The sequence below is a fragment of the Pseudoalteromonas sp. Hal040 genome (assembly GCF_037162425.1).
GTDB lineage: Bacteria > Pseudomonadota > Gammaproteobacteria > Enterobacterales > Alteromonadaceae > Pseudoalteromonas > Pseudoalteromonas gelatinilytica.
The window spans coordinates 2,022,871-2,049,787 of record NZ_JARLUU010000001.1 but is presented as its reverse complement, the minus strand read 5'-3'; the positions used below and the strand labels follow the sequence as shown (position 1 = coordinate 2,049,787).

The 26,917-nt window shown below is 40.7% G+C and carries 24 protein-coding genes and 10 tRNA genes; 32 read left to right on the top strand and 2 right to left on the bottom strand.

Annotated elements, in window-relative coordinates; genetic code table 11:
- The 11 genes from P4S60_RS09245 (at position 1) to P4S60_RS09195 (ending at position 11,561) form a co-directional block, all read left to right on the top strand.
- Positions 1-1,533 (top strand): hypothetical protein, encoded by a 1,533-nt coding sequence (locus tag P4S60_RS09245; protein WP_337115754.1) that lies wholly within the window; start codon positions 1-3, stop codon positions 1,531-1,533.
- A 29-nt stretch (positions 1,534-1,562) separates the two neighbouring features.
- On the top strand, positions 1,563-2,126 hold the full coding sequence (locus tag P4S60_RS09240; protein WP_337115753.1) for a hypothetical protein: 564 nt from the start codon (positions 1,563-1,565) through the stop codon (positions 2,124-2,126).
- An 89-nt stretch (positions 2,127-2,215) separates the two neighbouring features.
- Positions 2,216-2,593 carry a hypothetical protein gene (locus P4S60_RS09235; RefSeq protein WP_337115752.1) on the top strand — a complete coding sequence of 126 codons (378 nt, stop codon included), beginning with the start codon at positions 2,216-2,218 and terminating at the stop codon, positions 2,591-2,593.
- A gap of 1 nt (position 2,594) precedes the next feature.
- Entirely contained in the window at positions 2,595-4,769 is a 2,175-nt protein-coding gene (locus P4S60_RS09230) for a hypothetical protein (protein ID WP_337115751.1), read from the top strand.
- A 9-nt stretch (positions 4,770-4,778) separates the two neighbouring features.
- Positions 4,779-5,516, top strand: coding sequence for a LamG-like jellyroll fold domain-containing protein (locus P4S60_RS09225; protein ID WP_337115750.1), 738 nt, complete (start codon positions 4,779-4,781; stop codon positions 5,514-5,516).
- A gap of 1 nt (position 5,517) precedes the next feature.
- Positions 5,518-5,721, top strand: a complete 204-nt coding sequence (locus P4S60_RS09220; protein WP_337115749.1) for a hypothetical protein — start codon at positions 5,518-5,520, stop codon at positions 5,719-5,721.
- Positions 5,657-6,010 carry a DUF1833 family protein gene (locus P4S60_RS09215; RefSeq protein WP_337115748.1) on the top strand — a complete coding sequence of 118 codons (354 nt, stop codon included), beginning with the start codon at positions 5,657-5,659 and terminating at the stop codon, positions 6,008-6,010. The genes P4S60_RS09220 and P4S60_RS09215 overlap by 65 nt, the downstream gene beginning before the upstream one ends.
- Positions 6,011-6,069: 59 nt before the next feature.
- Complete coding sequence (locus P4S60_RS09210; protein ID WP_337115747.1) at positions 6,070-6,411, top strand: hypothetical protein; 342 nt, start codon at positions 6,070-6,072, stop codon at positions 6,409-6,411.
- Positions 6,395-8,923: a host specificity factor TipJ family phage tail protein gene (locus tag P4S60_RS09205; RefSeq protein WP_337115746.1), complete on the top strand. Its 2,529-nt coding sequence runs from the start codon at positions 6,395-6,397 to the stop codon at positions 8,921-8,923. The genes P4S60_RS09210 and P4S60_RS09205 overlap by 17 nt, the downstream gene beginning before the upstream one ends.
- Positions 8,924-8,970: 47 nt before the next feature.
- Positions 8,971-9,747 carry a hypothetical protein gene (locus tag P4S60_RS09200; protein ID WP_337115745.1) on the top strand — a complete coding sequence of 259 codons (777 nt, stop codon included), beginning with the start codon at positions 8,971-8,973 and terminating at the stop codon, positions 9,745-9,747.
- Positions 9,748-10,253: 506 nt separating this feature from the next.
- Positions 10,254-11,561 carry a hypothetical protein gene (locus tag P4S60_RS09195; protein WP_337115744.1) on the top strand — a complete coding sequence of 436 codons (1,308 nt, stop codon included), beginning with the start codon at positions 10,254-10,256 and terminating at the stop codon, positions 11,559-11,561.
- Between the two features lie 656 nt (positions 11,562-12,217).
- On the opposite strand, the gene P4S60_RS09190 is transcribed toward P4S60_RS09195, so the two are convergent.
- Positions 12,218-12,294: transfer RNA gene (locus tag P4S60_RS09190), tRNA-Pro, on the bottom strand.
- Positions 12,295-12,399: 105 nt separating this feature from the next.
- Positions 12,400-13,017 carry an arylesterase gene (locus P4S60_RS09185; RefSeq protein WP_062565175.1) on the bottom strand — a complete coding sequence of 206 codons (618 nt, stop codon included), beginning with the start codon at positions 13,015-13,017 and terminating at the stop codon, positions 12,400-12,402.
- Here P4S60_RS09185 and P4S60_RS09180 point away from each other — a divergent pair, their 5' ends adjacent.
- The 21 genes from P4S60_RS09180 (at position 13,018) to P4S60_RS09080 (ending at position 26,907) form a co-directional block, all read left to right on the top strand.
- Positions 13,018-13,737, top strand: coding sequence for an ABC transporter ATP-binding protein (locus P4S60_RS09180; RefSeq protein ID WP_337115743.1), 720 nt, complete (start codon positions 13,018-13,020; stop codon positions 13,735-13,737).
- On the top strand, positions 13,727-16,228 hold the full coding sequence (locus tag P4S60_RS09175; protein ID WP_337115742.1) for an ABC transporter permease: 2,502 nt from the start codon (positions 13,727-13,729) through the stop codon (positions 16,226-16,228). The genes P4S60_RS09180 and P4S60_RS09175 overlap by 11 nt, the downstream gene beginning before the upstream one ends.
- 138 nt (positions 16,229-16,366) lie before the next feature.
- Positions 16,367-16,891: a crossover junction endodeoxyribonuclease RuvC gene (gene ruvC / locus P4S60_RS09170; protein WP_054561285.1), complete on the top strand. Its 525-nt coding sequence runs from the start codon at positions 16,367-16,369 to the stop codon at positions 16,889-16,891.
- Between the two features lies 1 nt (position 16,892).
- A complete protein-coding gene (gene ruvA, locus P4S60_RS09165) occupies positions 16,893-17,513 on the top strand; it encodes a Holliday junction branch migration protein RuvA (protein ID WP_055198696.1) in 621 nt (206 codons plus the stop codon).
- A gap of 7 nt (positions 17,514-17,520) precedes the next feature.
- Positions 17,521-18,525, top strand: coding sequence for a Holliday junction branch migration DNA helicase RuvB (gene ruvB, locus P4S60_RS09160; protein WP_063704731.1), 1,005 nt, complete (start codon positions 17,521-17,523; stop codon positions 18,523-18,525).
- 1,037 nt (positions 18,526-19,562) lie between these two features.
- Positions 19,563-20,267, top strand: coding sequence for a protein TolQ (gene tolQ, locus P4S60_RS09155; protein WP_063704733.1), 705 nt, complete (start codon positions 19,563-19,565; stop codon positions 20,265-20,267).
- The gene (gene tolR, locus P4S60_RS09150) at positions 20,254-20,688 is read left to right on the top strand and encodes a protein TolR (RefSeq protein WP_054561289.1); all 435 of its coding nucleotides are present in this window, start codon (positions 20,254-20,256) and stop codon (positions 20,686-20,688) included. Before tolQ ends, tolR begins: the two co-directional genes overlap by 14 nt.
- A 1-nt stretch (position 20,689) precedes the next feature.
- Positions 20,690-21,628, top strand: coding sequence for a cell envelope integrity protein TolA (gene tolA / locus P4S60_RS09145; protein ID WP_063704736.1), 939 nt, complete (start codon positions 20,690-20,692; stop codon positions 21,626-21,628).
- A gap of 9 nt (positions 21,629-21,637) precedes the next feature.
- Entirely contained in the window at positions 21,638-22,996 is a 1,359-nt protein-coding gene (gene tolB, locus P4S60_RS09140) for a Tol-Pal system beta propeller repeat protein TolB (RefSeq protein WP_063704738.1), read from the top strand.
- 34 nt (positions 22,997-23,030) lie between these two features.
- Positions 23,031-23,573 (top strand): peptidoglycan-associated lipoprotein Pal, encoded by a 543-nt coding sequence (gene pal, locus P4S60_RS09135; RefSeq protein WP_063704740.1) that lies wholly within the window; start codon positions 23,031-23,033, stop codon positions 23,571-23,573.
- Between the two features lie 12 nt (positions 23,574-23,585).
- Positions 23,586-24,347, top strand: coding sequence for a tol-pal system protein YbgF (gene ybgF, locus P4S60_RS09130; RefSeq protein WP_337115741.1), 762 nt, complete (start codon positions 23,586-23,588; stop codon positions 24,345-24,347).
- A gap of 168 nt (positions 24,348-24,515) precedes the next feature.
- Positions 24,516-24,591: transfer RNA gene (locus tag P4S60_RS09125), tRNA-Lys, on the top strand.
- Between the two features lie 62 nt (positions 24,592-24,653).
- Positions 24,654-24,729, top strand: a tRNA-Lys gene (locus P4S60_RS09120).
- A 56-nt stretch (positions 24,730-24,785) separates the two neighbouring features.
- Positions 24,786-24,861: transfer RNA gene (locus P4S60_RS09115), tRNA-Lys, on the top strand.
- 49 nt (positions 24,862-24,910) lie between these two features.
- Positions 24,911-24,986 (top strand) — tRNA-Lys (locus tag P4S60_RS09110).
- 56 nt (positions 24,987-25,042) lie between these two features.
- Positions 25,043-25,118: transfer RNA gene (locus P4S60_RS09105), tRNA-Lys, on the top strand.
- A 49-nt stretch (positions 25,119-25,167) separates the two neighbouring features.
- Positions 25,168-25,243 (top strand) — tRNA-Lys (locus P4S60_RS09100).
- A gap of 50 nt (positions 25,244-25,293) precedes the next feature.
- Positions 25,294-25,369 (top strand) — tRNA-Lys (locus P4S60_RS09095).
- A gap of 53 nt (positions 25,370-25,422) precedes the next feature.
- Positions 25,423-25,498 (top strand) — tRNA-Lys (locus P4S60_RS09090).
- A gap of 129 nt (positions 25,499-25,627) precedes the next feature.
- The gene (gene nadA, locus P4S60_RS09085) at positions 25,628-26,668 is read left to right on the top strand and encodes a quinolinate synthase NadA (protein ID WP_063704744.1); all 1,041 of its coding nucleotides are present in this window, start codon (positions 25,628-25,630) and stop codon (positions 26,666-26,668) included.
- 151 nt (positions 26,669-26,819) lie between these two features.
- Positions 26,820-26,907 (top strand) — tRNA-Ser (locus P4S60_RS09080).
- The last annotated feature ends 10 nt before the right edge of the window (positions 26,908-26,917 follow it).

Sequence of the window (26,917 nt, the reverse complement as noted above, 5' to 3'; positions counted from 1 at the left end):
ATGTCATCAATTGCAACACTCACTATCGACTTGATCGGTAAAAGTGGCAAGTTGTCGGCTGAGCTGAAGAAAGCCACCAAGAATACTCAATCATGGGCTGATAAAACTCGAAAATTGGTGGGTACAAGTACAAAAGCAATGGTTGGCTTTGGTGCTGCTGGTGTTGCTGCGTATGCCTCTATATATGCTAAAAATGCTGAATTTATAGACTTGCAAGCAAAAACCGCTGATAGATTAGGGATAACTACACAAGCACTTGGTGGGTTACAGCATGCGGCAAACTTATATGGCGCAAGCAATGAAGAATTAACCAAGTCATTACAGCGTATGCAACAGAGTCTAGGTCAAGTAGCCCAAACAGGCACTGGTGAAGCTAAATATGCTTTAGAGGGGCTAGGCCTAGCAATTGAAGATTTACAAGGTTTAGCGCCAGAAGAACAATTTAAAGTTATTGCTGACAAACTCAAAGATGTAGAAGACCAAAGTCAAAAGGTTTATATCGCGCAAAGCCTAATGGGTAAGTCAGGGGTTAAGATGATTAACCTTATGGATGCTGGCGCTGATGGTATTAGCGCGATGATGCAAGAAGCAGAAGATTTAGGCATGACCTTTGACCGTATCGATGCAGCTAAAGTCGAAATGGCGAATGATGCATTTGATAAAGCCCAAAAAACCACGCATAGCTTTGGCCAAACCCTAGCTATTGAAACAGCACCTATTATTGGCGCTATCTCTGATATGTGGACAGAATCAGCCAAAGAAGCCGGTGGTTTTGGCTCAATTGCGCAGCAAGTCGTCACAAAAGTAGCTTCAGGTATTGGCTTTCTGGCTGATATGGGTCGAGGCTTACAAGTTATATTTCTACTATTACGCCAAGGGGTAGCAGAATTAGCTAACGTTGCAGTTCAAAGGTTTGCTGATGTAGCCCGAGCAATCAATCCAGTCTTAGAAGCTTTAGATATGGAATCGTCTGGGCTTAAGCAATTAGAAGAATTTGGAGATTCATTCTCTGCTACTACTGCTAACTTAGCAAAAGAATTAAGTGAATTGGCCATGGAGCCAATGCCATCGGAAAAAATAAAAACATGGATAGCCGATGTACAAACCAAGTTTGAGGCAGCAGCACAAGAGCAAGTAAATAACCCTGATAAAAAAGATTTAAGTGACTTATTAATAAATTCAGATCCAAAAGTTGCTGATGAAAAAGCGCGACGATTAATTGATTCTGCTCGAAATCAATATCAGCAAATTTTTGATGCTCAACTAGAAGCTGAAGGCAAAGAGGTCGAACTTGAAAATAAACGCTTTGAACGTAAACAAGCTGAAATGGAGCGTGAGTTTCAACTTCTTCGAGATAAAAACCTAATTACCGCTGAAATTGAAGCCGAATACCACATAGCTAAAGAACAAGCACTTTCCCAGCATGAACAAAGGGTAAGCGAAATAAAGAAAGAGCAGCTTGAATTACGCGCTGAAAAAGAAAAAGAACACCAACAAAAGCTTGCAGACATTGAAACTGATAGAAAAAAATGATGCAAGAAGGTTATGGCGGCCTTTTGGATGTGATGGGCGGATATTTTGATGGCATGGAAGGTAAAAATGCTAGTTATGCTAAGTCTGCAATGGCAATCGGCGAAACGATGCTCGATGAAGAGAAAAGAAATTCTTTACAGAGTATTTGGACCAATACTTATGACACTGCAATGAAAGCTTATAACGCGCTTGCAGATATTCCTTACGTTGGGCCTGTTCTCGGCGCCGCAGCTGCAGGTGTTGTTATTGCTGCCGGTGGTATGTACGCGGGTAAAGTGAGTGGCTTAGCATCTTTCGATGGTGGTGGTTATACCTGGGATGGACCAAGAACTGGCGGCCTCGATGGAAAAGGTGGTCAGTTAGCTATGCTTCACCCTCAAGAGACTGTTGTTGATCACACAAAAGGACAGAGCTTAGGTTCAAATGTAACAGTGAATTTGTATGAAGATGCAAGTAGAGCAGGTTCGACAACACGTAGTTCAGGGCCATCGGGTGAAGAAGTTATCAATATATTTGTGACGAGTATACGCCAGGGTGGTGAAGCTTCATCCGTTCTTGAAAATACCTATGGCCTTCAAAGGCAGGGGTTCTAAGTATGTTAGTCCGATACCCCAAAGACCTAAAACTTCCCCTTGTTTCAACTCACCGACTATCCCAAAACCCTAACGTATTAAGAACTGAAATGGCAAGCGGCCGAGCTCGGCAGCGCAAGCGCTTTCAATCAGTGCCAACGACAATGGCTGCAACGTGGAAACTGAAGGATGAGCAAGCAGTTATTTTAGAAGGGTTTGTGAAACACGGTACCAACGATGCGGTTAACTGGTTTGTTATGCCAATTCGCACACCCCAAGGCTTAATTGATCACGATGTACGTTTTAAACAAAGCCCTCTGGAGTCATGCAGTTTCAATGGCGGGTTTTGGAGTTACAGCGCGAATATAGAAATTAAAGAGCGGCAGATACTGGACCATGAAGGTGTAGTTGCAACTGTTCTAGAACCATATTCATTCGAATATTTTGTAAACAGGGTTCAAGCAGCCCTAGATAGCTACGAGGGTTAAAATGGCAAGCTTTTTTGAGTTAGTGGAAACACTTCAGGGGCAGATAGATTTACTTTCAGATCTATTATCTGGTGATGAAAACACAACTGTAGAAATTAATGGGGAAACTCGCTCATCAATTCAAAAGTCAATAACGGATAACTTTATTGCGCTTCAAAGTATGGTGCAAGGACGCTTAAGTTACGAATCTAAATCAGCAATGGATGCTGCTGGTGCGCCTCCTGCGAGTGAGTTAGCTGAAGTGTGGGATGATCCAACATCAGGCAATAACGGTCTTTATGGTTATAAAGGCGGCGTTTGGGTTAAGTCTAATTTAGATACACTTGTGCAATTTAGCGTCAATATAGATAGTGGTGATGCGGGAGTTATTAAGAAGCTAGCTGATTCTTATATGAAAGATAGCCGCCGCAGAGTGCCGTTATCACCAAGTGATTTAGACAACAACATTGTACATGCTGTTGTTTCAGATGGTGTGATTTTGGGTTACTACGACTCAAAAGGTAAGTTTCATTCTGACCATGAACATGATGAGATTAAAAGCCTTGAAAAAACCATGGATGTTTTGAAGTATCAAGCCCCATTGAATGAGCAAGATATAGTACACGCTATTGTTTCAGATGGTGTGATTTTGGGGTATTACGACTCGAAAGGTAAGTTTCATTCCGACCATGATCATGGTGAGTTCAATTTAATTAACAGTCTAATTGCTGGTTTACAGGAAGAAATAGACAAGTTAAAAGCGACCACTAAAGGAACGAATGTTGGCTATTTAGCACATGAGCAAGATGTAAATGGAGAAAAGCAGATTTTTGTTCATGATACTGAAAAATATCGCAAGCTAACACTCACCGGTGCTAACTGGTTAGCCCCACTTATCCATAGTTATAACGTCATTCGTTGTTTAAGTGATTATTCAACGGGTGACTTGCAACCACATACACTCTTACCCTCTGGAAAAATTATTGCTGAGGACTCTGTTATTTATCAGCAATTAGTGACAGGTCAAAGCTTATCATTAGGTTCGCGTGGTTATATTTTAAATCCAGATGGCGAATATGTGTTTAGTGCACCTAATGGTATTGGTGACTTGTTTACTAATGAGTGCCCTGATGATTTAAAAGAGCATTGCTTGATGCTCAACAACGGAATTCGGCATGCTGGTACTTACTTTGTTCCAACAAAAGAGCTACCAAACGGCGTACTAGGCGAAACAGTTTGCTCGAGTTATATGATTTCATTGGCGTATGGATTGCAAAATGAAAGTAATGGAATGTTGCCACGCCTTGTAAGCGCTATATCAGGTATCGGTGGTGTGCCGTACGATTCACTTAAAAAAGGAACGTCAGCTTATTCAGGTGCATTAGCGAGAACAAATGAGATTGCGGCCGCTGCACAAGCGAAAGGCTGGAAGCATGTTGTAAATCAAATCCGCATTATCCATGGTGAAAGCCAAGGCGTTACTACTGAGGCTGAATATGCGGCCATACTGCGTGAATGGGTAAGTGATTATCAAGCAGACATTTCAGCTATTACAAATCAACCAAATCCACCCGTTGGCGTTTTATGTCAGATGAACACACAGGGAACTGCGAATAGAGAGGTCCCATTAGCGCAATTAAAAGCCGCTAATGATAACGATGACATTATTTTGCTAGGCCCTAAATATCAGTATCCCTACTGGGACTCGGCTCACATGCTAGCTGAAGGCTATGTCAAAACAGGCGAACTAGAAGCTAAAGCAATGGGGTTTTGGCTAGCCAAGAAGAAGTGGGAACCATTAAAACCAGTTTCATGTTACTTAAATGGCAATGTTGTAGTTATTGAATTTAATAATGAGTTAACAGGCGATTTAGATAACATCCCTGGTCCTATTGGTAACTTGGAGTTCGATATTGAGCATATCAAAGAAACTGATGATTACGGTTTTGTATGCACTGATGGAACAGTGATCGTCACTGATGTAAGAGTTGGCTTGAATGGTACTAGTGTAGAAATCACATTCGATGCACCACCTGCGCTAGGCTCAAAAATCACGTATGCCTTACAAGAAGGTTTTGCACAAACCAGCAATGGCCCACGAGGTAACCTTAGAGATAACGACACTCGCACGGTGTCACGTTTTGACGAGAAATATGTGCATAACTGGTGCGTTGCGTTCTCAACTTTAATTAACTAGGAGTCAAAAATGCCTGTAACGAAGCGACAAGTGGTACAGTTAGATGTGCCTATAAATAACCCTAATCTACCTAAATTAGGTTTATCGAAAGAGGAGTTAGAATTAGCGAGCATTCAGAGTATTAGCTTATGGCCAGCATTGCACCCTTGGGGGATAAATGAGGCAAATTCAGGATTTAAAGACCGTTTATTTAATAGTGAGATCTTAACATTTAATTCTACATCGGTGAGCTCCCGCTTTTTCGCAGCAGGTGATGGAGCTGATGCATATAATATTCAGAATACGGATATGGTTATAGCTACTACTAATTTTGATGACAGTGGCTCCTTTACCATTGCATTACTTGTAGCAGATGAATGTGGATTTGGTTCAATCAACCTAGTTGATGAACGTTGGTATGTATCATCAAATGGTGGGAAACTTCGCTTTGAAATAGCAGGAAATGGTATTGGAACTTATGACCAATACAATGGCCCTTTACTTAGCGCTGAAGAGTTTAAACCAGTTATTCTTATTGTTGATAAGGGACTTGGTAAAGCAACGTTACGTGTTGATGGGCAAGATGTATTCCAGCTTGATATTGATAAGGAAGAAGTGCAGCCAGGTGAATTGCAAATTGGTCGTATTAACGCAGGGACTCCTCAACAACGTAATGGTTTTTACCGTGCAGTTGTCACTTTTAATGATGCACTTTCCTCAGCCGAAATTAGCACATTAGAAGCCTATTTAAATTCACTAAAGGTTTAAAATGAGCGAGGTACTCCAACGTATCTACGCAAGTGCCCCAGTTAACGACATCCCCATTCACACATTAGAGCTTAAAGCTGCCGGTTTATGGGAGCTTAGGATTTGTGATGGCTTTGATGACCAAATCGCTGGCATTGAAAATGGCGACATGGTTACATTCAAAGCCAGTGGTATGGGTGTGTCGTTACCGCGACTGGGGTGTTAAAGGGCGCCAGGACTTACAATTTCAAATTGATAATGTATCTGGTGAAGCACTTGTACTGATTGATCAGGCAATTGATGCGGGCGTAAAAATTGATGTAATATACCGGGTCTATGTATCGAGTGACTTAAGCGAACCTGCAGAGCCGGCAGTTACAATGAAAGCTGCTGACGTTCAAGCTACTTCACAGAGCATCAATGTAGTTGCATCATTTAATGATCTTGTAAATAAAGCTTGGCCTAACAAGCGCTATACACCTTCCATTGCCCCTGGGCTCAAATACTTCAGTTAATAATGTCATACACAATTAATGATTATTTAAGTGTTCCCTATGTGAATGAGGGGAGAGATATGTCTGGTTTTGACTGCTGGGGTCAAACTCGGCATCGCCTCCATCACTATTATGGTCAACCATTGTTCGAATCGTTTGGCCATATTCACCCCGACGATAAAAGTTTGCTTACTGAAGCGTATCAAGAAATTGTTTCTAGCTTTAGACCCAGCGAGCCATCACCTGGTGCAGTGGTGTGTGGTTTTAAGTTTGGTAGCTTAATTCATATCGGCACAGTTGAACTGATCGACGGTAAGCTTGAAATACTGCACACATCCCGCCGTAAAGGGCCATCCATTGACAGTATCGATGACTTCAAACGGTTATTTAAAGAGGTTAAATTTTATGAATACGTGGGTTGATATCAAGGTTTACCCAAACAAATTAGACCCGTCTTTAATGGAGCCTTGCAAATGTAAGGTAGGTTCTACACTTCATCAATGGCTGACTGAAAATGTCCCTGCTTATTATGAAAGTGAAGAACCACTTTTTACTGTGCTTATTAATCAGCAGATCTTATTACCTACAAATTGGAAGACTTATCAATTTAAGGCGTGGGATGATGTAAATATTATTGTTGAGCCAAAAGAGCCCGCCACTATAGCCTATGCGGTTATTGCTGTAATCGCTGTGGGTTATGCCGTATACACTGCAAACCAAATCCCCGATAACTATAACTCGACGACTCCCGATGGTAGCAGTATTTATGATGTAAATACCCAAGGAAATAAGCCCAGGCTTATGGGCATTATCCCTGAAGGAGCAGGGCGCCATAAAATTTACCCTGACTATTTAACAATGCCACGACGAGAATATATTGATAATGAGCAATGGCTTTACTTAATGTTAAGTGTAGGTGTAGGGCGATATGAAATATTATCGAATGAAATGTTCATAGGTAATACTCCAACAACAAGTTATGCCGGCGATATTGATATACAGGTGTTTGAGCCTGGTGAAAACGTAACAGGTCATGAAGCTCACAGAAATGTCTATACCTCAAGTGAGGTGGGTTCAACATCAGGAAGTACCGGTATTGAATTAAAAGGGCGTGTTACTTCAACTGGGGGAGATAATGGCTCTTATGAGTACTCTTTCGCTGGTGATGAGCTAATAGTTCATTATGTTGAGTGGGATGCTGAGCTTGGTAGGCCTCTTCGGTTTAAATCAGTTCCACCATTTTCAGTTGGCGAAGTTCTTTCAATAACAGGCTCTTTAAATGGCCAAAATGATGGTTATTATGAGCTGCTAAACAAAGACTCAGATGGTAGCCAGGTGAATAAGGTTGATGGGCAGTCCCAAGATGACCCAACATGGACAAGTTTTGTAACTGAAAGCACATCTAATGCAACGGTTATTGTTGAAGATGGTGGCGGCGACGGTCAATTTAATGGGCCGTTTTTCGCATGTCCTGCAGGAGAAGTGACAGACAAACTTTGGTTTGATTTTCGTTTACCACAAGGTTTAGGTGAACTTGATGATGATGGTAATTTTTTAAGTCGTACAGTGACAGTTCAAATAGAGTATCGTGCTGAAGGTGCTCAAGACTGGACTGCAGTTGATGACGAAGTATTTACCAATTCGACAAATGATGAACTAGGCCGAACGGTACCAGTTACATTACCATCAAAAATAAGGCCTGAGGTAAGAGTAAAAAGATCCACTGCTGCAACTGACGATACGCGTATTTATGACGATATATTTTGGACTGCCCTCAAGGCCGAATTAAACAGCGCGACTAGTTATGATGGCCTAACCACAATAGCCATTAAAATCCGTGGCACAAATGCATTAGCCGGCACAGCTGAAAATAAATTTAATGTTATTGGTACCCGCATTTTGCCTGTGTATGAAAATGGTGCTTGGAGCGCACCAAGACCAACAACCGATATAGCTCCATTCTTTGCGCATGTATTAAAAAGTGCAGGGCATATCGATGACAAAATTGGTTTAGAAGCATTAAATACATTACATCCTATTTGGCATGGCCGTGCAGATGAATTTAATGCTGTGTTTGACAGTGAGAGTACCGTTTTTGAAGTTCTTAAACGTGTTCTTGCTGTCGGTTTTGCTGAGCCTACGATTGATTATGGAAAAATCACACCAGTCCGTGATCAAAAGCGAACTAACTTCCGTCATATGTATCAACCAGATAACTATGTTGGCATGCTTAAGCGTTCAATTAAGCTAATGGACGATGATGAACCTGATGGCATCGAGGTCGAGTACTTCGACCCTGTTACATGGAAGTCAGAAACAATACTTTGTTTGTTACCGGGTGACGAAGGTGCTAACCCAGAAAAAGTCAGAGCCTTTGGAATAACAAACCGCGATAAGGCTTATCAGTTTGGTATGCGAAAACGCCGCATTCGTCGTTATCGTCGAACTCGGTTTGATTTCAAAACTGAAATGGATGCGTTGAATTCAAAGTACCTAGACTATTGCGCAGTCGCTGATGATATACCTGGATATGAACAAACAGGTACTGTAATAGGGCATGTTGGTCGCTCTATCTACCTTGATAACCCTGAACTGCAATGGCAAACAGGGCAAACACATGTTCTAGCTTTAAGAAAACCAGATGGTACTCTATCAGGCCCTTACAACGTTTCGCCTGGCAGTGCCTCCAATGAAGTCGTCATCGATGCTAATTTAGATTTTACACCCGTACTAGATGGTTCAATCGAACCACCCCTTTATATGTTTGGGATCAGTACACGATGGTGTAATGGTGTGCTTATAAAAGATATTAAGCCGTCATCAACGGACCAGGTTTCAGTAACAGCTGAGCTTGATGATGAACGAGTTTACCTAGATGACGATAGTCCAGCGCCAACAACTACAAGCATTACAGTTCCAAATATATATTTCTGAAATATGTGCTATAAATTTGTAGAAGAAAAATTTAACAAGGGAATAATTTGAAAAATCATGATTTAAGAATAAATAGAGCGGTGCGCCTTATCAACGAACTTGATGCTCAACTTAGAAATAAAAGCCCCTTCGGGTATTACGTATTTACAGACATATCAACGGGAAGAAGGTGGACAGCTTCAAAGGTAGATGAAGATTATTTAGCAGAAATAAAGGGTATTATTGGTGATGTAATAAGTAACTTGCGTTCGGCCCTTGATTTGATTTATTGGGAGTATGTTTCACCACATGTCAAAAACGAAAACGAAAGAAGAAAGATTCAATTTCCATTCAGAGATAATGTCGAAAAATTACGTAATGCTATAAAAAGCAGTCATGGTCATAAAGTTGGAAATGAGTTCGTGGATGCACTTCTTTCTGTAAGACCATATAAGACTGGTGGCAATAAAATTTTGCATTTGATGCATGAATTAAATAATGCGGGCAAGCACCGGTTCCCCACCCCTGTTTCTGATTATAAGACAATGAAATACGAAGCAATTAGGAAAATGATACCTGACTTTCCAGCTATTGATTCAGTTACAGTTTCAGGGTGTAAAACTGATGTTGTATGGAATGTAGCAAAGCCATCACTTTTATTCATTTTTTTGGGGAATGTAACCAAAAATAACCCAAATATTTACGAAAGAAAACTAAACTGGCCTGTTGATCTAATTATCCGTGTAGATGACTTTGAAATAAATAGTGAAGTTTTAACTTTGTTGCGAGAAATGTTAAAGCAAACTCAATCTGCAGTTGAAAAAATTAGTAAAGCTGTAAGTTAAAGAACGTACTATGTCCAAATGTATTTTTTATGAATACAGTATAGAGGCACTTACCTTACTTAGAAAAATAGTTTGTTATAGCAGGTCTGAAAGGAGATGTTGGGCTATGGTTATCCAAGTGATGAAAGTAATTTTAAGTTAGCCGTATCCAATATAAAAAAGTTACCTTTTACACCACAAAAGGTAAGATCAATGAAGAAATTTTAAAACATCAAAAAGTTGCACCTGCTGTTATGAGTAACCAAAGGATATTAGGCCTCATGCAGTACAGTTCGAGATAAAAATTGTTAAGATGCTTTAGTCTACGAATTGAAACTAAACCTCTAAAGTTTCATTTAATAGAAATTACACAACTAACGGTGTGTTAAGATTCTGTTGCTTCTAACTTTTCATTCTTGAAATACAACATATCTGATTTTATATACCTAATATAAGTTAGTGTCCAACTTTACTTTTTAAATGTTGTTATATTTACTTTCTCTTATAAAGAAAAGATGAGTAGATTTATGAAAACAGATGCTGCACTAGGAATAAAAATACAATTAGATTGTGGTAAATCGGTGAAAGTTGCACGGATTAGAGAACATTTATGCAAAATGATTGGCGAGGATCTTTTTAGTTATTACAATAAAGAGAACCCTGAAGAGTTAAGAAAAGTCATGTTTCTTCTTTATAAATCTTCCCGGGTAGGTGGAGGAAAAACAAGTTGGAGAGAAAGATTAACACTTCAACCATGTTTGTTAGAGTATAGCAAAGAAAATTTCACCTTATTCGCAGGATCTAATAAAAAAGTTGAAGATAGAGCTAAACCAATCTTACACTTTAATAAGGCGATTTGTGATCTTGATAAAAATGGAACTCTAAGTTTAAAACGTTCTGATAGCAACCAGCCTCCAGAATACATTACTGATGTACTTTTTCTAGAGACATTGATACAAAAGTATATAAATTTACATCAGAGAAAAAATTTTGACTTTCATGATGATAGAACATTAATGGATGATGGTCTTTGTGACGCTATTAAAGCAGCAAGAAAAATAGTATCTAGTTTAATTGGTGTAGAGCCATTTTATAGTGACTCATTACCCCAATCAATTTTAAAAAAGTTGGAGCTGAATTTAATTCAAAATGATTTATTAAGTACAATTAAATCGGCCAAGATAAACTATGATTTAAGTTGGTTTGACTCAAGCAAATTCATCACAGCGCTGAAGGCATTTAGTACTGTAGGTTCGATGGAGCTTATACTCACCCAGGTATTTTGTAAGGACCGCTTTCCAGATAGTTTCCCCAGAATTTTGGAAGTGATGTTAGGTGGATATGTACAAAAAAGGTTATCAATTTTTAAGTCCTCTTCTCTTGAAGCACTGGAGGTCGGGATCGATAAGAAATTGATATGCGAACTTTCATACTTTCTAATGGCATTTGTTTTAATGTCAATGATTGAAAATAAGGCGAAGATAACAGTTAATGTTACTGGAGATACCAATAAAGAACGTCCTATTTACTATATTTTAGAAAGTCAAATTTATCATGAGAACAGTACATGTATATCTAAATTATCGCCAGATGTGATTGATTATGTTCTAGATAAGTATTCGTTACTGGCATCATTACCTATTGATAAATGCCTTGAAACAGGAAGTGAAGATCTCATTTTATCAAATATGATGTCTTATGTGAATTATCGGGCTTTGAAGTTTGAATTTATTAATGAGTTGTACTCTAGTTTCAATGTTAATAGCATAAATTATATTTTCCAGCTTATTCAGAAGTTCTTACAGGAGATAAGTTTGGAGGCTGAGTATGTTTGAAGATGATTATATTACATGTGATACATGTGAGTGTACTTACCCTGTAGATGTCGGTTATTGTACACATTGTGATGAGGTAGTGCCTAAAGACGGTTTAGAATGTGAGTTCTGTGACAAATTTGCAACTCAGTACGTTCAGGACAATCCTGTCTGTGATGATCATTATGAAGATGCATACCCTCTAGATTAAAAACTTTTTAAATTTAAAACTAGTGAATTGATTAATTAAGAGGCTGAAATTTCAGCCTCAGCTTTGTTCACTTAATTCACTTTGAGGCTGACACGAATTAGTTCGATTAAGAACTACCGCTTTCTTTTAGATTGAGTCCACACTAAACATAAGCAAATCAATCTTAATCAGTATCATGAATCTGTTTTGGTTAACTCTATTTGTAAACTAGGGTATGCAAGAACGTCATATTTAAGAAAATAAAACCCCTATGAAGTCTGAGTTTATTATATCAAAGATTCAAAATATCCCAGCAATAACTATCAAATTTGTAATGACAACATTAAATTAAATAATCCGGGATATTGGAGGGAGTCTGTCTTATGCGAAAAGAATAATACAAATATAATACAAAAATAATACAAATTAGCAGTTGCTAATATAAAAGTTAGGCTGATTTATGTTATTGATATGAAAGGGGAAAAGATGGTCGGCATAGCAGGATTTGAACCTGCGACCCCTGACACCCCATGACAGTGCGCTACCAAGCTGCGCTATATGCCGACGTTGCAAGCCATAGTACGGCTTTTTTTATAAAAATCAATATCCCCGCAGTTTGATTGCTTGTTTATTGTTCAGGTAATCCACATTAAATCAATGGGCTAGAGGTTAATCTAGCCAATCGTTGATCGTTTTGTACATAAAGTCGCGTATTAATGGTTGAGCATCGGCATTAGGGTGCAGGTTATCGTTTTGCATAAGTTCAGGGCGGCCTGCAATGCTAAGCATGAAAAAGGGCATGAGCTCAGAATCTGTTTCATCGGCAATGGTTTTAAAGCTATCGGTGAAAAGCTTGGTATAACGCGGGCCATAGTTTGGTGGAATTTGTACTTCCATTACGGCGGTTTTCGCCCCGATTTGTTGGCTTTTTGTTATTAAATCACGTAGGTTAGCTTGCAGGCGTTTAATAGGGAAACCTCGTAAACCATCGTTTCCGCCAAGCTCAATGAGTACATGAGTGGGTTCAAATTCGCTCAGTAACGCGTCGAGTCGTCTTAGGGCACCGCCTGTGGTTTCACCGCTAATACTGGCGTTTACTAAGTATACAGATTGGTCTTTTTCATCGTACTTATCTTGTAACAATTTAACCCAGCCTTGCTCTTGTTTAAGACCGTAAGCGGCGCTTAAACTGTCACCTAAAATTAAAATTGTGTTGTCAGCTGCTGCCGTAAGTGGTTTGATTACTAACAGTAAAACGAATATAAAACGTAGGATTGGATGCATCATATGTCAGCGCTTTCTCAATTAAACATCATTCAAGTTAAAGGACTTTCTAAAACGGTCACCACGGTTGAGGGCGACCTGACCATCCTCAGTGACATCAGCTTTAATGTCAAGTCGGGTGACTCAGTTGCTGTGGTTGGCACTTCTGGTTCGGGTAAGTCTACTTTATTAAGTTTGTTGGCGGGCCTTGACCAATCAACGGGCGGCAGTATCCATTTAGACGGAGCCGCATTACACGAATTAGATGAAGAAGCACGCGCAGCACTTCGTGCCGAGAAAGTAGGTTTTGTATTTCAGTCTTTCATGCTTGTTCAAAGCTTAACAGCCCTTGAAAACGTAATGCTTCCCGCTGAACTCGCGGGTAGTAAAGACGCTAAACAACAAGCCCTTGATCTACTTGAAAAAGTAGGTTTGAGTCATCGCGTGGGTCATTACCCATCGCAATTATCTGGTGGTGAGCAGCAACGTGTAGCAATTGCGCGTGCATTTATTGGCACACCGAAAATTTTATTTGCCGATGAACCATCAGCGAACCTAGATAGTAAAAACGGTAAGTTAATCGAGTCTTTATTATTTGAACTTAATAAAGAGCATGGCACGACACTCATTTTAGTAACGCATGATGAGCAGCTTGCACAAAAGTGTCAGCAAATTTTACATATTGAAGCAGGGCAGTTAGTTACTGTAAAAGAAAGCGAAGGAGTGCAAGCGAATGTGGGCTAAATTAGCACTAAAACTGTTTTCACGTGAGTTTAAGCGTGGCGAATTAACAGTGATCAGTGCAGCAATAGCCTTAGCTGTTCTCACTGTTTTAACACTGTCTATGGTTACTGACCGTATTGGCCAAAGTATTGAAGAAAAAAGCAGTGCTTTTATTGCCGCTGATCGCGTTTTAGCAAGTAACCATGTTTTACCTGCCGAGTTTTTAGAAAAAGCCAACCAAGAAAATTTACGCACTGCTAAAATAACCTACTTCGACACCATGTTATTTGCTGGTGACGAGATGCAGCTTGGTTCGGTTAAAGCGGTATCTAACACCTATCCGTTAAAAGGCGAGTTAAAAGTAAAAACCAGCCTGACTGACCAACCACAAGTAACCTCTGATATCCCTAGTCGTGGTGAAGTATGGTTAAGTGAATCTGTGTTTTATGCGCTAAACATTAAAGTGGGCGATAAAGTAGAGCTTGGTGCTGCTACGTTTACGGCTAGTCATGTTGTCGCCGAAGAGCCAGATGCGCCGTTCAATGTGTTTTCAAGCAGCCAGCGGATCTTGATCAATGAAGCAGACATTGCTGTAACCGAGGTAATACAGCCGGGGAGTCGGGTATTTTACCGTCAACTTTATGCTGGCGATAAAAATAATTTAGATGCCTTTTATGCGTGGTTAAAACCACAAATGAAAGAAAACCAAAATTGGTATGGTGTTAAAGACCGCCAGTCACCTATTTCTAATAGTTTAAATCGCGCTGAGAGTTACTTATTGTTAGCAGGTTTGCTTGGCATTATTTTAGCTGCCGTTGCTATTGCGGTATCTGCAAAACGTTATTGTGAGCGTCAGTACGACCCAGTTGCGATGATGAAAACGCTGGGCGGCAGTCGCGCTATGATCCGTAAAATTTATTTACTGCACTTGAGCCTTGTATGTTCAATGTCGGTGATTGTCGGTTTACTCATTGGTTATGGTTTACAAGCGGTTGCAACGGATTATCTAGCACAAACCATGGGTTCGGCATTGCCAAGTGCATCGGCAAAACCGTGGATTATTGCAATTAGCACAGGTGTGATTTGTGCGGTTATGTTTTCAATTAAACCGCTACTCGATTTATTTGATATTCCGCCGCCGCGTGTACTTCGCCGTAACTTAGGTGACCGTTTATTGGTAAGTAAAGTGCACTTGGCTATGTCGGCACTTACTGTGTTTTTATTGATGTGGTTATTTAGTAATAACATCAAAATAAGTGCAATTTTGTTCCTGTCGACGGCATTTTTAATTGCTGTGTTATTTGGCTTATCAAAGGTTATTTTTGGTGGTGGCCGCAAACTTGGCTTGAGTCCGGGTAATAGTTGGTCATTGGCGATTGCATCAATTCAAAAGCGTGCCAATGTGAATGCCGTGCAATTAATTAGCTTTGCTTTGGCTATCAAGCTATTACTGTTTTTAATTGTACTTAAGAACGACATGATTTCGGACTGGCAGTCTCAGCTTCCTGAAAATGCACCTAATTCATTTTTAGTGAACATTACTGAGCAAGAGTTAGAGCCTATTACTAGCTTCTTAGCACAAAACGATATGCCCACATCTGATTTCTATCCGGTTGTGCGTGGTCGCGTAAATGCTGTTAATGGCGAGCTGGTTGCCCGCGAAGTATCACAAGAAGACAACGAAAAGAAAGACGAAGAAGCCCGCTCTGGTATTGGCCGTGAGTTAAACCTAACTTGGCGTAAAGACTTACCTAATCAAAACGAGCTTATCGACGGTGCATGGTTTAGTGAAAACTCTGTGGCCGAGGCATCAGTTGAAGAGTCGATGCTTGAACGCCTTGATGTAGAAATAGGCGATACGCTTACTTTCCTAATTGGTGCGCAGTCGTTTGATGCAAAAATTACCAGTGTACGTAAGGTTAATTGGACCACGCTTAAACCTAACTTCTTTATTATTTTGAGCCCTGATGTGCTAGCGAGTTTTCCTGCTACTTATATTTCATCAGTGAATGTAAAAGCAGAGAAAAAACGTGAGTTTAATGAGCTAATGCGTCAATACCCCACGGTTAACGTGATAGATGTTGAAAGCTTCATTAAACAAATTCGCTCAACCATAGAGCAAGTATCGTTAGCGATTGGCTTTGTACTAGCGATTGTGGTTGCCTGTGGCGCTTTAGTGCTTATTTCGCAAGTACAAGCAAGTTTAGGCGAGCGTATGCAAGAGATTGTTATTTTGCGAACTTTAGGTGCGAAAGGGCGCTTGATTAAAAATGCTACCTTATATGAGTTTTTACTATTAGGCGTTACCGCAGGCTTAGTGGCTGCCATTGTCAGTGATATCGCTCTGTTGATAGTACAAAGACAAATGTTCGATTTAGCAGGTAAGTTCCACCCTCATATTTGGGTGATTGGCCCAGCAGTCGGGGGCCTATTTGTGGCATGTTTAGGTTATTTGATGATAGCCCGCACAATGCGAAAAAATACCCAAGGCTTATTACGCTCACTCGCGTAATAGTCTTGTTTATACGTTGATTATAAAATGCTCGCAATTGCGGGCATTTTTTATGAATTGCAATTGGTTACTGGTAATTTATACAGTGCTCTGGCATTATTAAGCGCAGATAATAATGATAATAGACGAGTCAGTTAGTTGGCGATTATTTTAGGGATTGATCCTGGTTCACGATTAACAGGGTACGGCGTGATTGCTCACCAAGGTGCTAAGTTCACTTATTTAGGTAGTGGCTGCATTAAATTGGCCGATCACGACTTTCCGGTACGATTAAAAATGATTTACCAAGGGATCAGTCAATTGGTAGAGCAATTCTCACCCGACAGTTTTGCTATCGAAAAAGTGTTTATGGCACACAACCCAGACTCCGCGCTTAAACTCGGTCAAGCACGTGGCGCTGCTATCGTTGGCGCTTCAATGGCAGAGCTGCCAGTTTATGAATATTCAGCTAGGCAAATTAAGCAGGCCGTTGTAGGTAATGGCGGCGCCGATAAGTCTCAAGTACAGCATATGGTTAAAAACATATTAAAGCTGCCTGGTACCCCTCAAGCCGATGCCGCAGATGCCTTAGCAATTGCTATTTGTCATGCACACTCAGAACAAAATTTAATAAAACTTGCGGGCAGTGCGAGCAAAACCGTAAGAGGACGATTAAGGAAGTAATATGATTGGTCGATTAAATGGCTTACTTGTTGAAAAGCAGCCACCAGAAATTCTTATCGAAGTAAGTGGTGTAGGCTACGAAGTGCAAATGCCCATGACTTGCTTTTATGATTTACCGGCAGTGGGTGAGCAAGCGGTTATTTATACACATTTTGTGGTACGTGAAGATGCCCAGCTATTATTTGGCTTTAATAACAAAACCGAACGCGCTTTATTTAGAGAGCTATTAAAAGCCAATGGGGTTGGGCCAAAACTTGGTCTAGCTATTTTATCGGGTATGTCGGCGCAGCAATTTGTAAGCTGTGTTAATAATGAAGATGCGACCACACTGGTTAAACTGCCGGGTGTTGGTAAAAAAACGGCTGAGCGCTTAGTACTCGAAATGAAAGACAGACTCAAAGATTGGGGTAATGACTTATTTACACCATTTAGCGATAATGCCGTCATTGAGCCATCAAGTGATGATACCCTAGTGGCAAATAATGCTGCCGATGACGCTGTATCAGCACTAGTGGCATTAGGCTATAAGCTACCGCAAGCACAAAAGGCGGTTAAAACAGTGAACAAACCAGATATGACGACCGAGGTTCTAATTAAAGAAGCTCTAAAATCAATGTTGTGAGTAAACCATGATTGAAGCAGATCGCTTAATAGATGCGAGTGAACAAAGTAACGAAGACAGTGTTGATCGTGCCATACGACCAAAACTGTTAACCGATTACACAGGCCAGCCGCATGTTAAGCAACAAATGGAAATTTTTATTGAGGCAGCTCGCCATCGAGGCGAAGCGCTGGATCACTTATTAATATTTGGTCCACCGGGTCTTGGTAAAACCACACTTGCAAACATTGTAGCCAACGAGCTTAACGTTAATATTAAAACGACGTCGGGGCCAGTACTGGAAAAAGCAGGCGATTTAGCCGCGCTTTTAACGAACCTTGAAGAAGGTGACGTACTGTTTATTGACGAAATTCACCGTTTGAGCCCACAGGTCGAAGAGATTTTGTATCCTGCGATGGAAGATTATCAGCTGGATATTATGATAGGTGAGGGCCCCGCGGCGCGCTCTATAAAGCTCGATTTACCACCATTTACTCTAATAGGCGCGACAACTCGTGCAGGATCACTCACTTCACCTCTTAGAGACCGCTTTGGTATTGTTCAACGATTAGAGTTTTATTCTGTTGAAGACTTATCAAAAATTGTTGCCCGTTCAGCACGCTTTTTAGAATTAACGATGTGCGATGAAGGGGCAACCGAAATCGCCAAGCGCTCACGCGGTACACCGCGCATAGCAAACCGTTTATTACGCCGCGTTCGTGATTACACCCAAGTGAAATCAGACGGTAAAGTGAATGCTACAGTTGCAGAGCAAGCCCTTGATATGATTGATGTTGATAAAAGCGGTTTTGACTACATGGATAGAAAGTACCTGCTTGCGATCATCGAAAAATTTATGGGCGGCCCCGTTGGCCTTGATAACCTCGCGGCTGCGATTGGCGAAGAAAAAGAAACCATTGAAGATGTGATAGAGCCGTTTTTAATTCAACAAGGCTTTATTCAGCGTACCCCACGCGGACGACTTGTTTCAGACATCGCTTATTTACACTTTGGGCTAACGCCAGAGAAATAACTAAAAACCCCGCGAAGCGGGGTTTTTAGTAGATAGATATCAGAAGTCAGGTTTTTTAGTAGTTAGACTTCAGAAGTTAGATATCAGTTGATCGAGAGGGTGGTTTTATTTTTTGTGTAATTAAACATAAAGCTTGCTATCTATGAAATTGGTTTTACTTTGTTCTAACCACTAACCACTAACCACTAACCACTAACCACTAACCACTAACCACTAACCACTAACCACTAACCACTAACCACTAACCACTGGATTGTTGTCTCATTTTAACATCTGTAATTCACATGCTGTTAAGTTATCGGTAGGTATTCTCGTTGACGTTTGAATAGGCAAAAAAAAGCCCGCATAAGAATGCGGGCAAACAACAAGTTGAAGGAAGTAATCCAGGGAACTACGGTCTACTTAAATAAGGTTTTATCCAGATTTAAGCAAACCTGAGCAATACGAAACTTCATATTGCTAAAAACGGAGCTTAATGAAAGAAACTTTCATGAGGTTGCTAGCTCGGTATATGTAAATAATACGCAATGGTGGATTTTTCTTCAAACTAGAAAAATTTTATTTTCAGATGAAAAAAACTAATGTGAGCAAAAAATCTAATTGTTTTCTTTTTATTCACTTTTTGTCTGTTTATGCTTTAAATCACTGAATAAAAGGCTTTTTATAAATTTTGCGATCTTTATTCAGGATTAGTTTAAGTATTATGTAGTAGATTGCAAAAGTGCTTTTGGGTGTTTATGCGTTATTTATGAATAAACGCCGTGTTTTTGAGTGTTTTGGTTGCTTTTTAGTGTCACTGTAATGACTTATTATTAAGGTGAAAATATGCATAAAAGTGTTGATAAAACCTAATATGGCTAAAAAATAACTAAGCAAATTGCTTTTTACCGTTATTTGCCGCTAATTCACAGCAAGAGCGTTGTCAGTTCATAACTGACTAGATACACTAGATGTAACTTTTGGCCACCTTTGTGGTCAATAAATGCAAGTGTAAAAAATATAACAAATTACATAGAAATCTATTTTAGGAGTTTAACGTGGGATCAGGGCTTAACTTTTTAGATCTTATTCTAGAAGCCAGTGTACTTGTCCAGCTAGTAATGTTGGCATTAGTCGGTATGTCGGTAATGTCATGGGCAATTATTTTTCAACGTAAAAAAGCGATTTCTGATGCACTTAATGGCGCAAAGCGTTTTGAGCAAAAATTTTGGTCAGGTATTGACCTAAGTAAATTATATAACGAAGTATCAGCTCGTCCTGGTGGTGCATCAGGTGTTGAAGCATTATTTGTTGCTGGTTTTAAAGAGTTTGCACGTCATAAGAAAAATACATTTCAAAGTGCAAGCATTGTTATGGAAGGCACACACCGTTCAATGCGTGTTGCGTTATCACGTGAAGTTGAAAAGCTTGAGTCTAGCTTATCGTTTTTAGCAACAGTGGGTTCAATTAGCCCTTATATCGGTCTGTTTGGTACGGTTTGGGGTATCATGAACGCATTTATCGCGTTAGGTGAAGTTAAACAAGCTACTTTACAAATGGTTGCACCGGGTATTGCCGAAGCATTGATTGCAACAGCAATGGGTTTATTTGCTGCAATCCCTGCGGTAATTGCTTACAACCGTTTTGCTAACAAAGTAGAAAAGCTTGAAGGTAATTACATTAACTTCATGGAAGAGTTCGCCAATATTTTACACCGCCAAGCAGCTGCGCAAATAGAGGCTAAAGCGAATGTATCAGCGTAAGAAACGTCGCCCTGTAGGGGAGATAAACGTAGTACCTTACATTGATGTAATGTTGGTACTGCTAATCATATTTATGGCAACTGCACCGCTTATTACCCATGGTGTAAAAGTAGATTTGCCGAAAATGGAAGAATCGGATTTAGTTGATACTAAAGATACACCACCGATCATTGCATCAATTGATGCTGAGGGTAAGTACTATGTAAGTATTGGTACTGATCCTGAAGCGCCAATGGAAGCCTTGGATGTTGCGGCGGTGATTAAACTTCAATTGCAAAAGAATCCAGATACACCTGTGATGATCAAAGGTTCAGGCCGTGTTTCTTATCAAGAAGTGCTGCTGCTTATGGACTTTTTGAAAAATGCCGGTGTGCCTTCAGTGGGTCTTATGACCGAATCATTTGAGGGGACGAAAGGCTAGTATGGGTGCATCAGTAGTAAAGTCAGTTCTTTTGCATCTTGCTATAGCTGGTTTATTAGTAGCAACAGCGAGTTTTCACATGCCAGCACCTAAGGTGATGGAAGTAACGCTGAATCCTGCTTTGCCGGAACCTGAAAAAGCGGTTGCTGCGGTAACCGTTGATCAGCAAAAGGTTGAGCAAAAAATTGCCGAGCTTAAAAAGCAAGAAGAAGCAAAAAAACAAGCCGAAGCAAAACGTATTCGTGACCTTGAGCGCCGTGCAAACGATGCCCGTAAGCAACGTGAAGCTGAAGACCGTCGTCTTAAAAAGCTAGAACAGCAGCGCCGCGCTAAAGAGAAAGAAAAAGCAGAAGCAGAAGCACAAGCGAAAAAAGCACGTGAAATTCAAGAGAAAGAACGTGCTAAAGCGCAGCAAGCAGAAAAGCAAAAGCAAGAAGCCGAAGCCGCTGCTAAAGAGGCCGCTGAAAAACGTAAAGCTGAAGAAGAAGCGTTAAAGAAAGCGGAAGAAGAACGCAAGCGTAAAGCGGCCGAAGCAGAAGCTGAACGTAAACGCAAAGAAGAAGAAGCCGAACGTAAACGTCAGCAAGCATTGCAAGAGCAAATGCTGCAAGAACAATTAGCTGCTGAGCAGGCTGCACGTAATAAAGTGCGCCAGCAACAAGTAGTGGGCGAAGTTGAAAAATATAAAGCGTTAATTATGGCGCGCATTCAGCAAAACTTCTTAAAGGATGAGAAGATGAAAGGCAAAGAATGTCGTCTTAATATTCGTCTTGGTTTCAATGGCTTAGTGACTCAAGTAAAATCACTGGGCGGCGATACCTTGGTATGTGAAGCGGCAATGCGCGCAGTGCGTATGGCAGATACATTACCAGTATCACCAGACCGTGAAGTATTTGAGCAACTTAAAAACATTAATTTAACTATAGCGCCTCAATTTTAAAGGAATGATATGTTTAACCAGATAAAAACAGCATGTTTTATTGTATTACTGGGCTTTCATGGCATTGCCAGTGCTGCACTAGAAATTGTGATCACCGATGGTATTGATGGTGCACGCCCAATAGCGGTTGTGCCATTTCAATATCAAGGTGTGGGAACGATCCCTGAAAAACTAAGTTCAGTAATTGCAGCTGACTTAATGCGCAGTGGTAAGTTTAAGCCAATTGATGTGAACACGATGCCGCAACTTCCTGCTGCTGACACTGACGTTGATTACGGTGCGTGGGTAAATAAAGGTGTTGAAGCAATCCTTGTTGGTAAAGTTGAACAACAATCGGGTGGTCGTTACTTAGTAAAGTATGAGCTTATCGATGTGATCCGTGGGCAAATTACCGGTGGCCAAACTCAAATGATGAGCAATGGCCAACTTGTTAAAAGCCAAGACCATATCTTAGATGCTCGTGAAAGTGTTATTGCAGAAAATGGCTTTCGCCGATACGCGCACCGCATTAGCGATGTAGTTTATGAAGCATTAACAGGTGAAAAAGGTGCGTTTTTAACAAAGATTGCTTATGTGATTGTACGTGAAGAAGAGCCAAAGCCTTATCAACTAGTTGTTGCTGACTATGATGGTTTTAACGAGCAAGTGTTACTTCGTTCTAAAGAACCGTTAATGTCACCAGCCTGGTCACCTGATGGTACTAAGCTTGCGTACGTAACATTTGAAAACCGTCAAAGCCAAATTTACATCCAAGACTTATACACGGGTAAACGTGAGCTAATCACAAGCCATCCGGGTATTAATGGTGCACCACAGTTTTCACCAGACGGTAAAAAGTTACTTTTAGTGCTTTCTAAAGACCGCAATGGTGCAACAGAAGTGTATGTTTTAGACCTTGCTACTCGCAAAGAAAGACGTCTTACAAACCACCGTAGTATAGATACTGAACCATCGTGGTTCCCTAATGGTGAAGATATTGTGTTTACGTCTGAAAGGGGTGGTAATGCCCAGATTTATAAGTTAAATTTGCAAACTGGCAGGTCAAAACGCATGACGTTTGACGGAGATATGAACCTTGCAGGTTCGATTTCTCCAGACGGGAAAGAATTAGTGATGGTGAATCGTACCAACGGTCAATACCATCTTGCTAAGAAAGAGCTAGCTACAGGCGCGTTCCAAGTGTTAACACGAACTCGCCTAGATGAATCACCGAGTATCGCTCCAAACGGCTCGATGATTATCTACAGCACGCTTCATAATAATAAACAGGTGTTGGCGTTAGTTTCTATGGACGGTCGCTTTAAAGCACGCTTACCTGTGCTAAACGGACAAGTAAAGGCACCAGCTTGGTCGCCTTATTTACAGTAATTTTACTGGTTTACTCAATATAGGAATCAATTAAATGCAACTTAATAAAACTTTAAAAGGCCTGCTTATTGCTGTGCCAGTGATGACATTAGCGGCGTGTAGCTCTTCTTCAGGTGTTGATGAAGGTTCTGCAAACCAATCTAACCAAGGTATGGTTGAGCAATCAAACAACACTGATACTGTTGAAGTTGCAACGCTTACTCCAGAGCAACAAGCTGAAGAAGCACTTCGTGAAAAATACGAAGCGTTACGTCAAGAGCAAATCATTTATTTTGGTTTTGATAACGCAAAAATCCAAAGCCAATATGCTGAACTTTTACAAGCACACGCTGAGTTCTTAGTACAAAACCCTTCAGTTAAAGTACTAATCGAAGGTCATGCAGATGAGCGCGGTACACCTGAGTACAACATCGCACTAGGTGAGCACCGTGGTCAAGCAGTAGAAAAATACCTTCAAAGTTTAGGTGTTTCTGCTAGCCAAATGTCAGTTGTGAGCTATGGTGAAGAGAAGCCAATGGTTAAGTCTCGCACTGAAGAAGCGTTCGCGAAGAACCGTCGCGCAGTATTAGTTTACTAATAAAGAGTCATTATGAAGCCGAAAATTATTTTGGCAGCAATGATCTTAAGCGGGAGCACCCAGTTATGGGCTGCTCCCGCTCCTGTTTCAGAAGCTGCAAGCTCGCAATCGAGCATTGAGAAGCGTTTAGTCGCTTTAGAAAACATGATGAAGTCACGTAATTTATTGCAAGCTGAGCTTCAGCAGCAGCTTAATATTTTACAAGACGAAGTAAGCCAAGTACGTGGTATTACTGAAGAGCAAAGCTATAAGCTTGAAAAAGTACTTCAGCGTCAGCGTGAGCTTTATCAAGAGATTGAGAACCGTGTAAGCCAAGCGTATAGTCAGCCTGCTGCAACACAAACTCAACCTACGAACACTTATACGGATTTGGGTCCATCACAGGCAATTAGTTCAGATTTATCTGAAAACGAAGCCTATGAGCGTGCAGTGGCGTTAATCATGAAAGATAAACGTTATGAGCAAGCAATTCCTGAGTTTCAAACATTCTTAACGACTTACCCTAATTCAGTGTATGCATCGAATGCACATTATTGGTTAGGCCAGCTTTTAACAATTCAAAACGATCCAGCGGGTGCGACTGAGCACTTTAAAGTAGTTGTGAATGAATACCCAAATTCTAACAAGCGCCCTGATGCGATGTTAAAATTAGGAAACTTATTAGCGGATCAAGGTTTAGGTGAACAAGCCCTTAAAACCTTTAATGATTTAATTAATCAGTACCCAAGTACTACCGCTGCTAAATTAGCTACAGAACGTCTGTCGCAAATGTAGATTTGACCTGATTAGACTGCTTTTTGACATAAGCGGTCTAAAATTAGGCAACTAGACATAAAAACTTAAAAAAAGAGATATTTTCTGTTGCACTCAGCATTTAAATAAGTATTATAAGCGCCCGCAGCAGGCGATTGGTAACAACAGCCAAAATGCGGAAAAAAGAGCGGGTCATTAGCTCAGTTGGTAGAGCAGTGGACTTTTAATCCATTGGTCGATGGTTCAAGTCCATCATGACCCACCATTCTATTAGAATGGTAATCTTTAATCGGCGGATTTACGTATAGCTTTTATAAGCATCAGAGCGGGTCATTAGCTCAGTTGGTAGAGCAGTGGACTTTTAATCCATTGGTCGATGGTTCAAGTCCATCATGACCCACCATTCTTTGAATGGTTCTATATCGGCGGATTTACGTAGCTTTTAATAAGCAGCAGAGCGGGTCATTAGCTCAGTTGGTAGAGCAGTGGACTTTTAATCCATTGGTCGATGGTTCAAGTCCATCATGACCCACCATTCTTCGAATGGTCTTATATCGGCGGATTAACGCAATTAATACCAGAGCGGGTCATTAGCTCAGTTGGTAGAGCAGTGGACTTTTAATCCATTGGTCGATGGTTCAAGTCCATCATGACCCACCATTTTATGGTATTATTCAAATCGACGGATTTACGTAGCTTTTAATAAGCAGCAGAGCGGGTCATTAGCTCAGTTGGTAGAGCAGTGGACTTTTAATCCATTGGTCGATGGTTCAAGTCCATCATGACCCACCATTCTTTGAATGGTCTTATATCGGCGGATTGACGCATTAAATACCAGAGCGGGTCATTAGCTCAGTTGGTAGAGCAGTGGACTTTTAATCCATTGGTCGATGGTTCAAGTCCATCATGACCCACCATTTTAATGGTATTGTATATCGGCGGATTGACGCATCTTAAAATCCAGAGCGGGTCATTAGCTCAGTTGGTAGAGCAGTGGACTTTTAATCCATTGGTCGATGGTTCAAGTCCATCATGACCCACCATTTCTAAAATGGTATCTCACATCGGCGGATTGACGCATCTAAATATTCAGAGCGGGTCATTAGCTCAGTTGGTAGAGCAGTGGACTTTTAATCCATTGGTCGATGGTTCAAGTCCATCATGACCCACCATTCCTGATTTATCTTTTCTTTCTAAGTTATCCTTTATTTATCTTAACAGCTCACAGCAATACTGTTCTTTAGCGTCATATTCTCGTATAATTCGCGCCATGAATGCACTGTGGACTAAGTGGTCGAGAAATGAGTCTAGCTGAACAAATTATGCCTGAAGATTATATCTTCCCTCCAAAGCCAGCTCCGTTATCAAAAGACGAGCAAGCTGAGTACAAGGCACGTATCAAACAATTATTAAAAGATAAGAACGCCGTTCTTGTTGCCCATTATTACACTGATCCTGAAATTCAAGCACTTGCTGAAGAAACAGGTGGTTGTGTTGCCGACTCGCTAGAAATGGCGCGTTTTGGCGCTAAGCATGACGCAGATGTAATTGTGGTAGCCGGTGTTCGTTTCATGGGCGAAACAGCAAAAATCCTTACGCCAAATAAAACAGTTGTTATGCCAACCCTTGCTGCAACCTGTTCATTAGACGTAGGTTGCCCAATCGAAGAGTTCTCTGCGTTTTGTGATCAGCATCCAGATCGTAAAGTAGTGGTGTATGCAAATACATCAACCGCTGTTAAGGCGCGTGCAGATTGGATTGTGACTTCTTCATGTGCGCTTGAGATCGTAGAGCACCTTGATGAGCAAGGCGAAAAAATCATTTGGGGTCCTGATAAACACTTAGGTTCTTATATTCAAAAGAACACAGGTGCTGACATGATCATGTGGAATGGCGCCTGTATCGTTCATGACGAGTTTAAAACCAAAGCACTTAAGGATATGAAAGCCTTACACCCAGATGCGGCTGTATTGGTTCACCCAGAGTCTCCTGCGGAGATTGTAGCTTTAGCTGATGCGGTTGGTTCAACAAGCCAACTAATCAAAGCAGCGCAAACCATGGACAACAAAAAGTTCATCGTTGCGACTGACCGTGGCATTTTCTACAAAATGCAGCAGTTATGCCCAGAGAAAGAATTCTTTGAAGCACCAACAGCAGGTGAAGGCGCAACATGTAAAAGCTGTGCACATTGCCCGTGGATGGCAATGAATGGCTTAAAAGCGATTGAAGAAGCACTGACAGACCCTGAAGGTAAAGAAGTGTTTGTTGATATGGACTTACGCGAAGGCGCATTAAAGTCGCTTAACCGTATGTTAGAGTTCTCAGCATCGCTTCAGCGTTAATAACGAATTGACTATATACAAAAGGCAAGGTGTTTACCTTGCCTTTTTTGTTTGATAAATAATCACTTAACAGCACTATTTTAAAAAGCCCTTGCGTCTGTAGGGTTGTTTTCATACTATAACGCCGCGCTAAGCTCTTAGCTGCGCCTTAGGTGACGTGTCCGAGTGGCTGAAGGAGCACGCCTGGAAAGTGTGTATACGGCAACGTATCGAGAGTTCGAATCTCTCCGTCACCGCCATTTCTTAATT

What these genes read in the sequence shown, in the direction of transcription:
- P4S60_RS09245 (WP_337115754.1), top strand. Translation starts at nt 1, where the DNA reads ATGTCATCAATTGCAACACTCACTATCGACTTGATCGGTAAAAGTGGC.
- P4S60_RS09235 (WP_337115752.1), top strand. Translation starts at nt 2,216, where the DNA reads ATGGCAAGCGGCCGAGCTCGGCAGCGCAAGCGCTTTCAATCAGTGCCA.
- P4S60_RS09230 (WP_337115751.1), top strand. Translation starts at nt 2,595, where the DNA reads ATGGCAAGCTTTTTTGAGTTAGTGGAAACACTTCAGGGGCAGATAGAT.
- P4S60_RS09225 (WP_337115750.1), top strand. Translation starts at nt 4,779, where the DNA reads ATGCCTGTAACGAAGCGACAAGTGGTACAGTTAGATGTGCCTATAAAT.
- P4S60_RS09220 (WP_337115749.1), top strand. Translation starts at nt 5,518, where the DNA reads ATGAGCGAGGTACTCCAACGTATCTACGCAAGTGCCCCAGTTAACGAC.
- P4S60_RS09215 (WP_337115748.1), top strand. Translation starts at nt 5,657, where the DNA reads ATGGCGACATGGTTACATTCAAAGCCAGTGGTATGGGTGTGTCGTTAC.
- P4S60_RS09210 (WP_337115747.1), top strand. Translation starts at nt 6,070, where the DNA reads ATGTCTGGTTTTGACTGCTGGGGTCAAACTCGGCATCGCCTCCATCAC.
- P4S60_RS09205 (WP_337115746.1), top strand. Translation starts at nt 6,395, where the DNA reads ATGAATACGTGGGTTGATATCAAGGTTTACCCAAACAAATTAGACCCG.
- P4S60_RS09195 (WP_337115744.1), top strand. Translation starts at nt 10,254, where the DNA reads ATGAAAACAGATGCTGCACTAGGAATAAAAATACAATTAGATTGTGGT.
- P4S60_RS09185 (WP_062565175.1), bottom strand. Translation starts at nt 13,017, where the DNA reads ATGATGCATCCAATCCTACGTTTTATATTCGTTTTACTGTTAGTAATC.
- P4S60_RS09180 (WP_337115743.1), top strand. Translation starts at nt 13,018, where the DNA reads ATGTCAGCGCTTTCTCAATTAAACATCATTCAAGTTAAAGGACTTTCT.
- P4S60_RS09175 (WP_337115742.1), top strand. Translation starts at nt 13,727, where the DNA reads ATGTGGGCTAAATTAGCACTAAAACTGTTTTCACGTGAGTTTAAGCGT.
- ruvA (WP_055198696.1), top strand. Translation starts at nt 16,893, where the DNA reads ATGATTGGTCGATTAAATGGCTTACTTGTTGAAAAGCAGCCACCAGAA.
- ruvB (WP_063704731.1), top strand. Translation starts at nt 17,521, where the DNA reads ATGATTGAAGCAGATCGCTTAATAGATGCGAGTGAACAAAGTAACGAA.
- tolR (WP_054561289.1), top strand. Translation starts at nt 20,254, where the DNA reads ATGTATCAGCGTAAGAAACGTCGCCCTGTAGGGGAGATAAACGTAGTA.
- tolA (WP_063704736.1), top strand. Translation starts at nt 20,690, where the DNA reads ATGGGTGCATCAGTAGTAAAGTCAGTTCTTTTGCATCTTGCTATAGCT.
- tolB (WP_063704738.1), top strand. Translation starts at nt 21,638, where the DNA reads ATGTTTAACCAGATAAAAACAGCATGTTTTATTGTATTACTGGGCTTT.
- pal (WP_063704740.1), top strand. Translation starts at nt 23,031, where the DNA reads ATGCAACTTAATAAAACTTTAAAAGGCCTGCTTATTGCTGTGCCAGTG.
- ybgF (WP_337115741.1), top strand. Translation starts at nt 23,586, where the DNA reads ATGAAGCCGAAAATTATTTTGGCAGCAATGATCTTAAGCGGGAGCACC.
- nadA (WP_063704744.1), top strand. Translation starts at nt 25,628, where the DNA reads ATGAGTCTAGCTGAACAAATTATGCCTGAAGATTATATCTTCCCTCCA.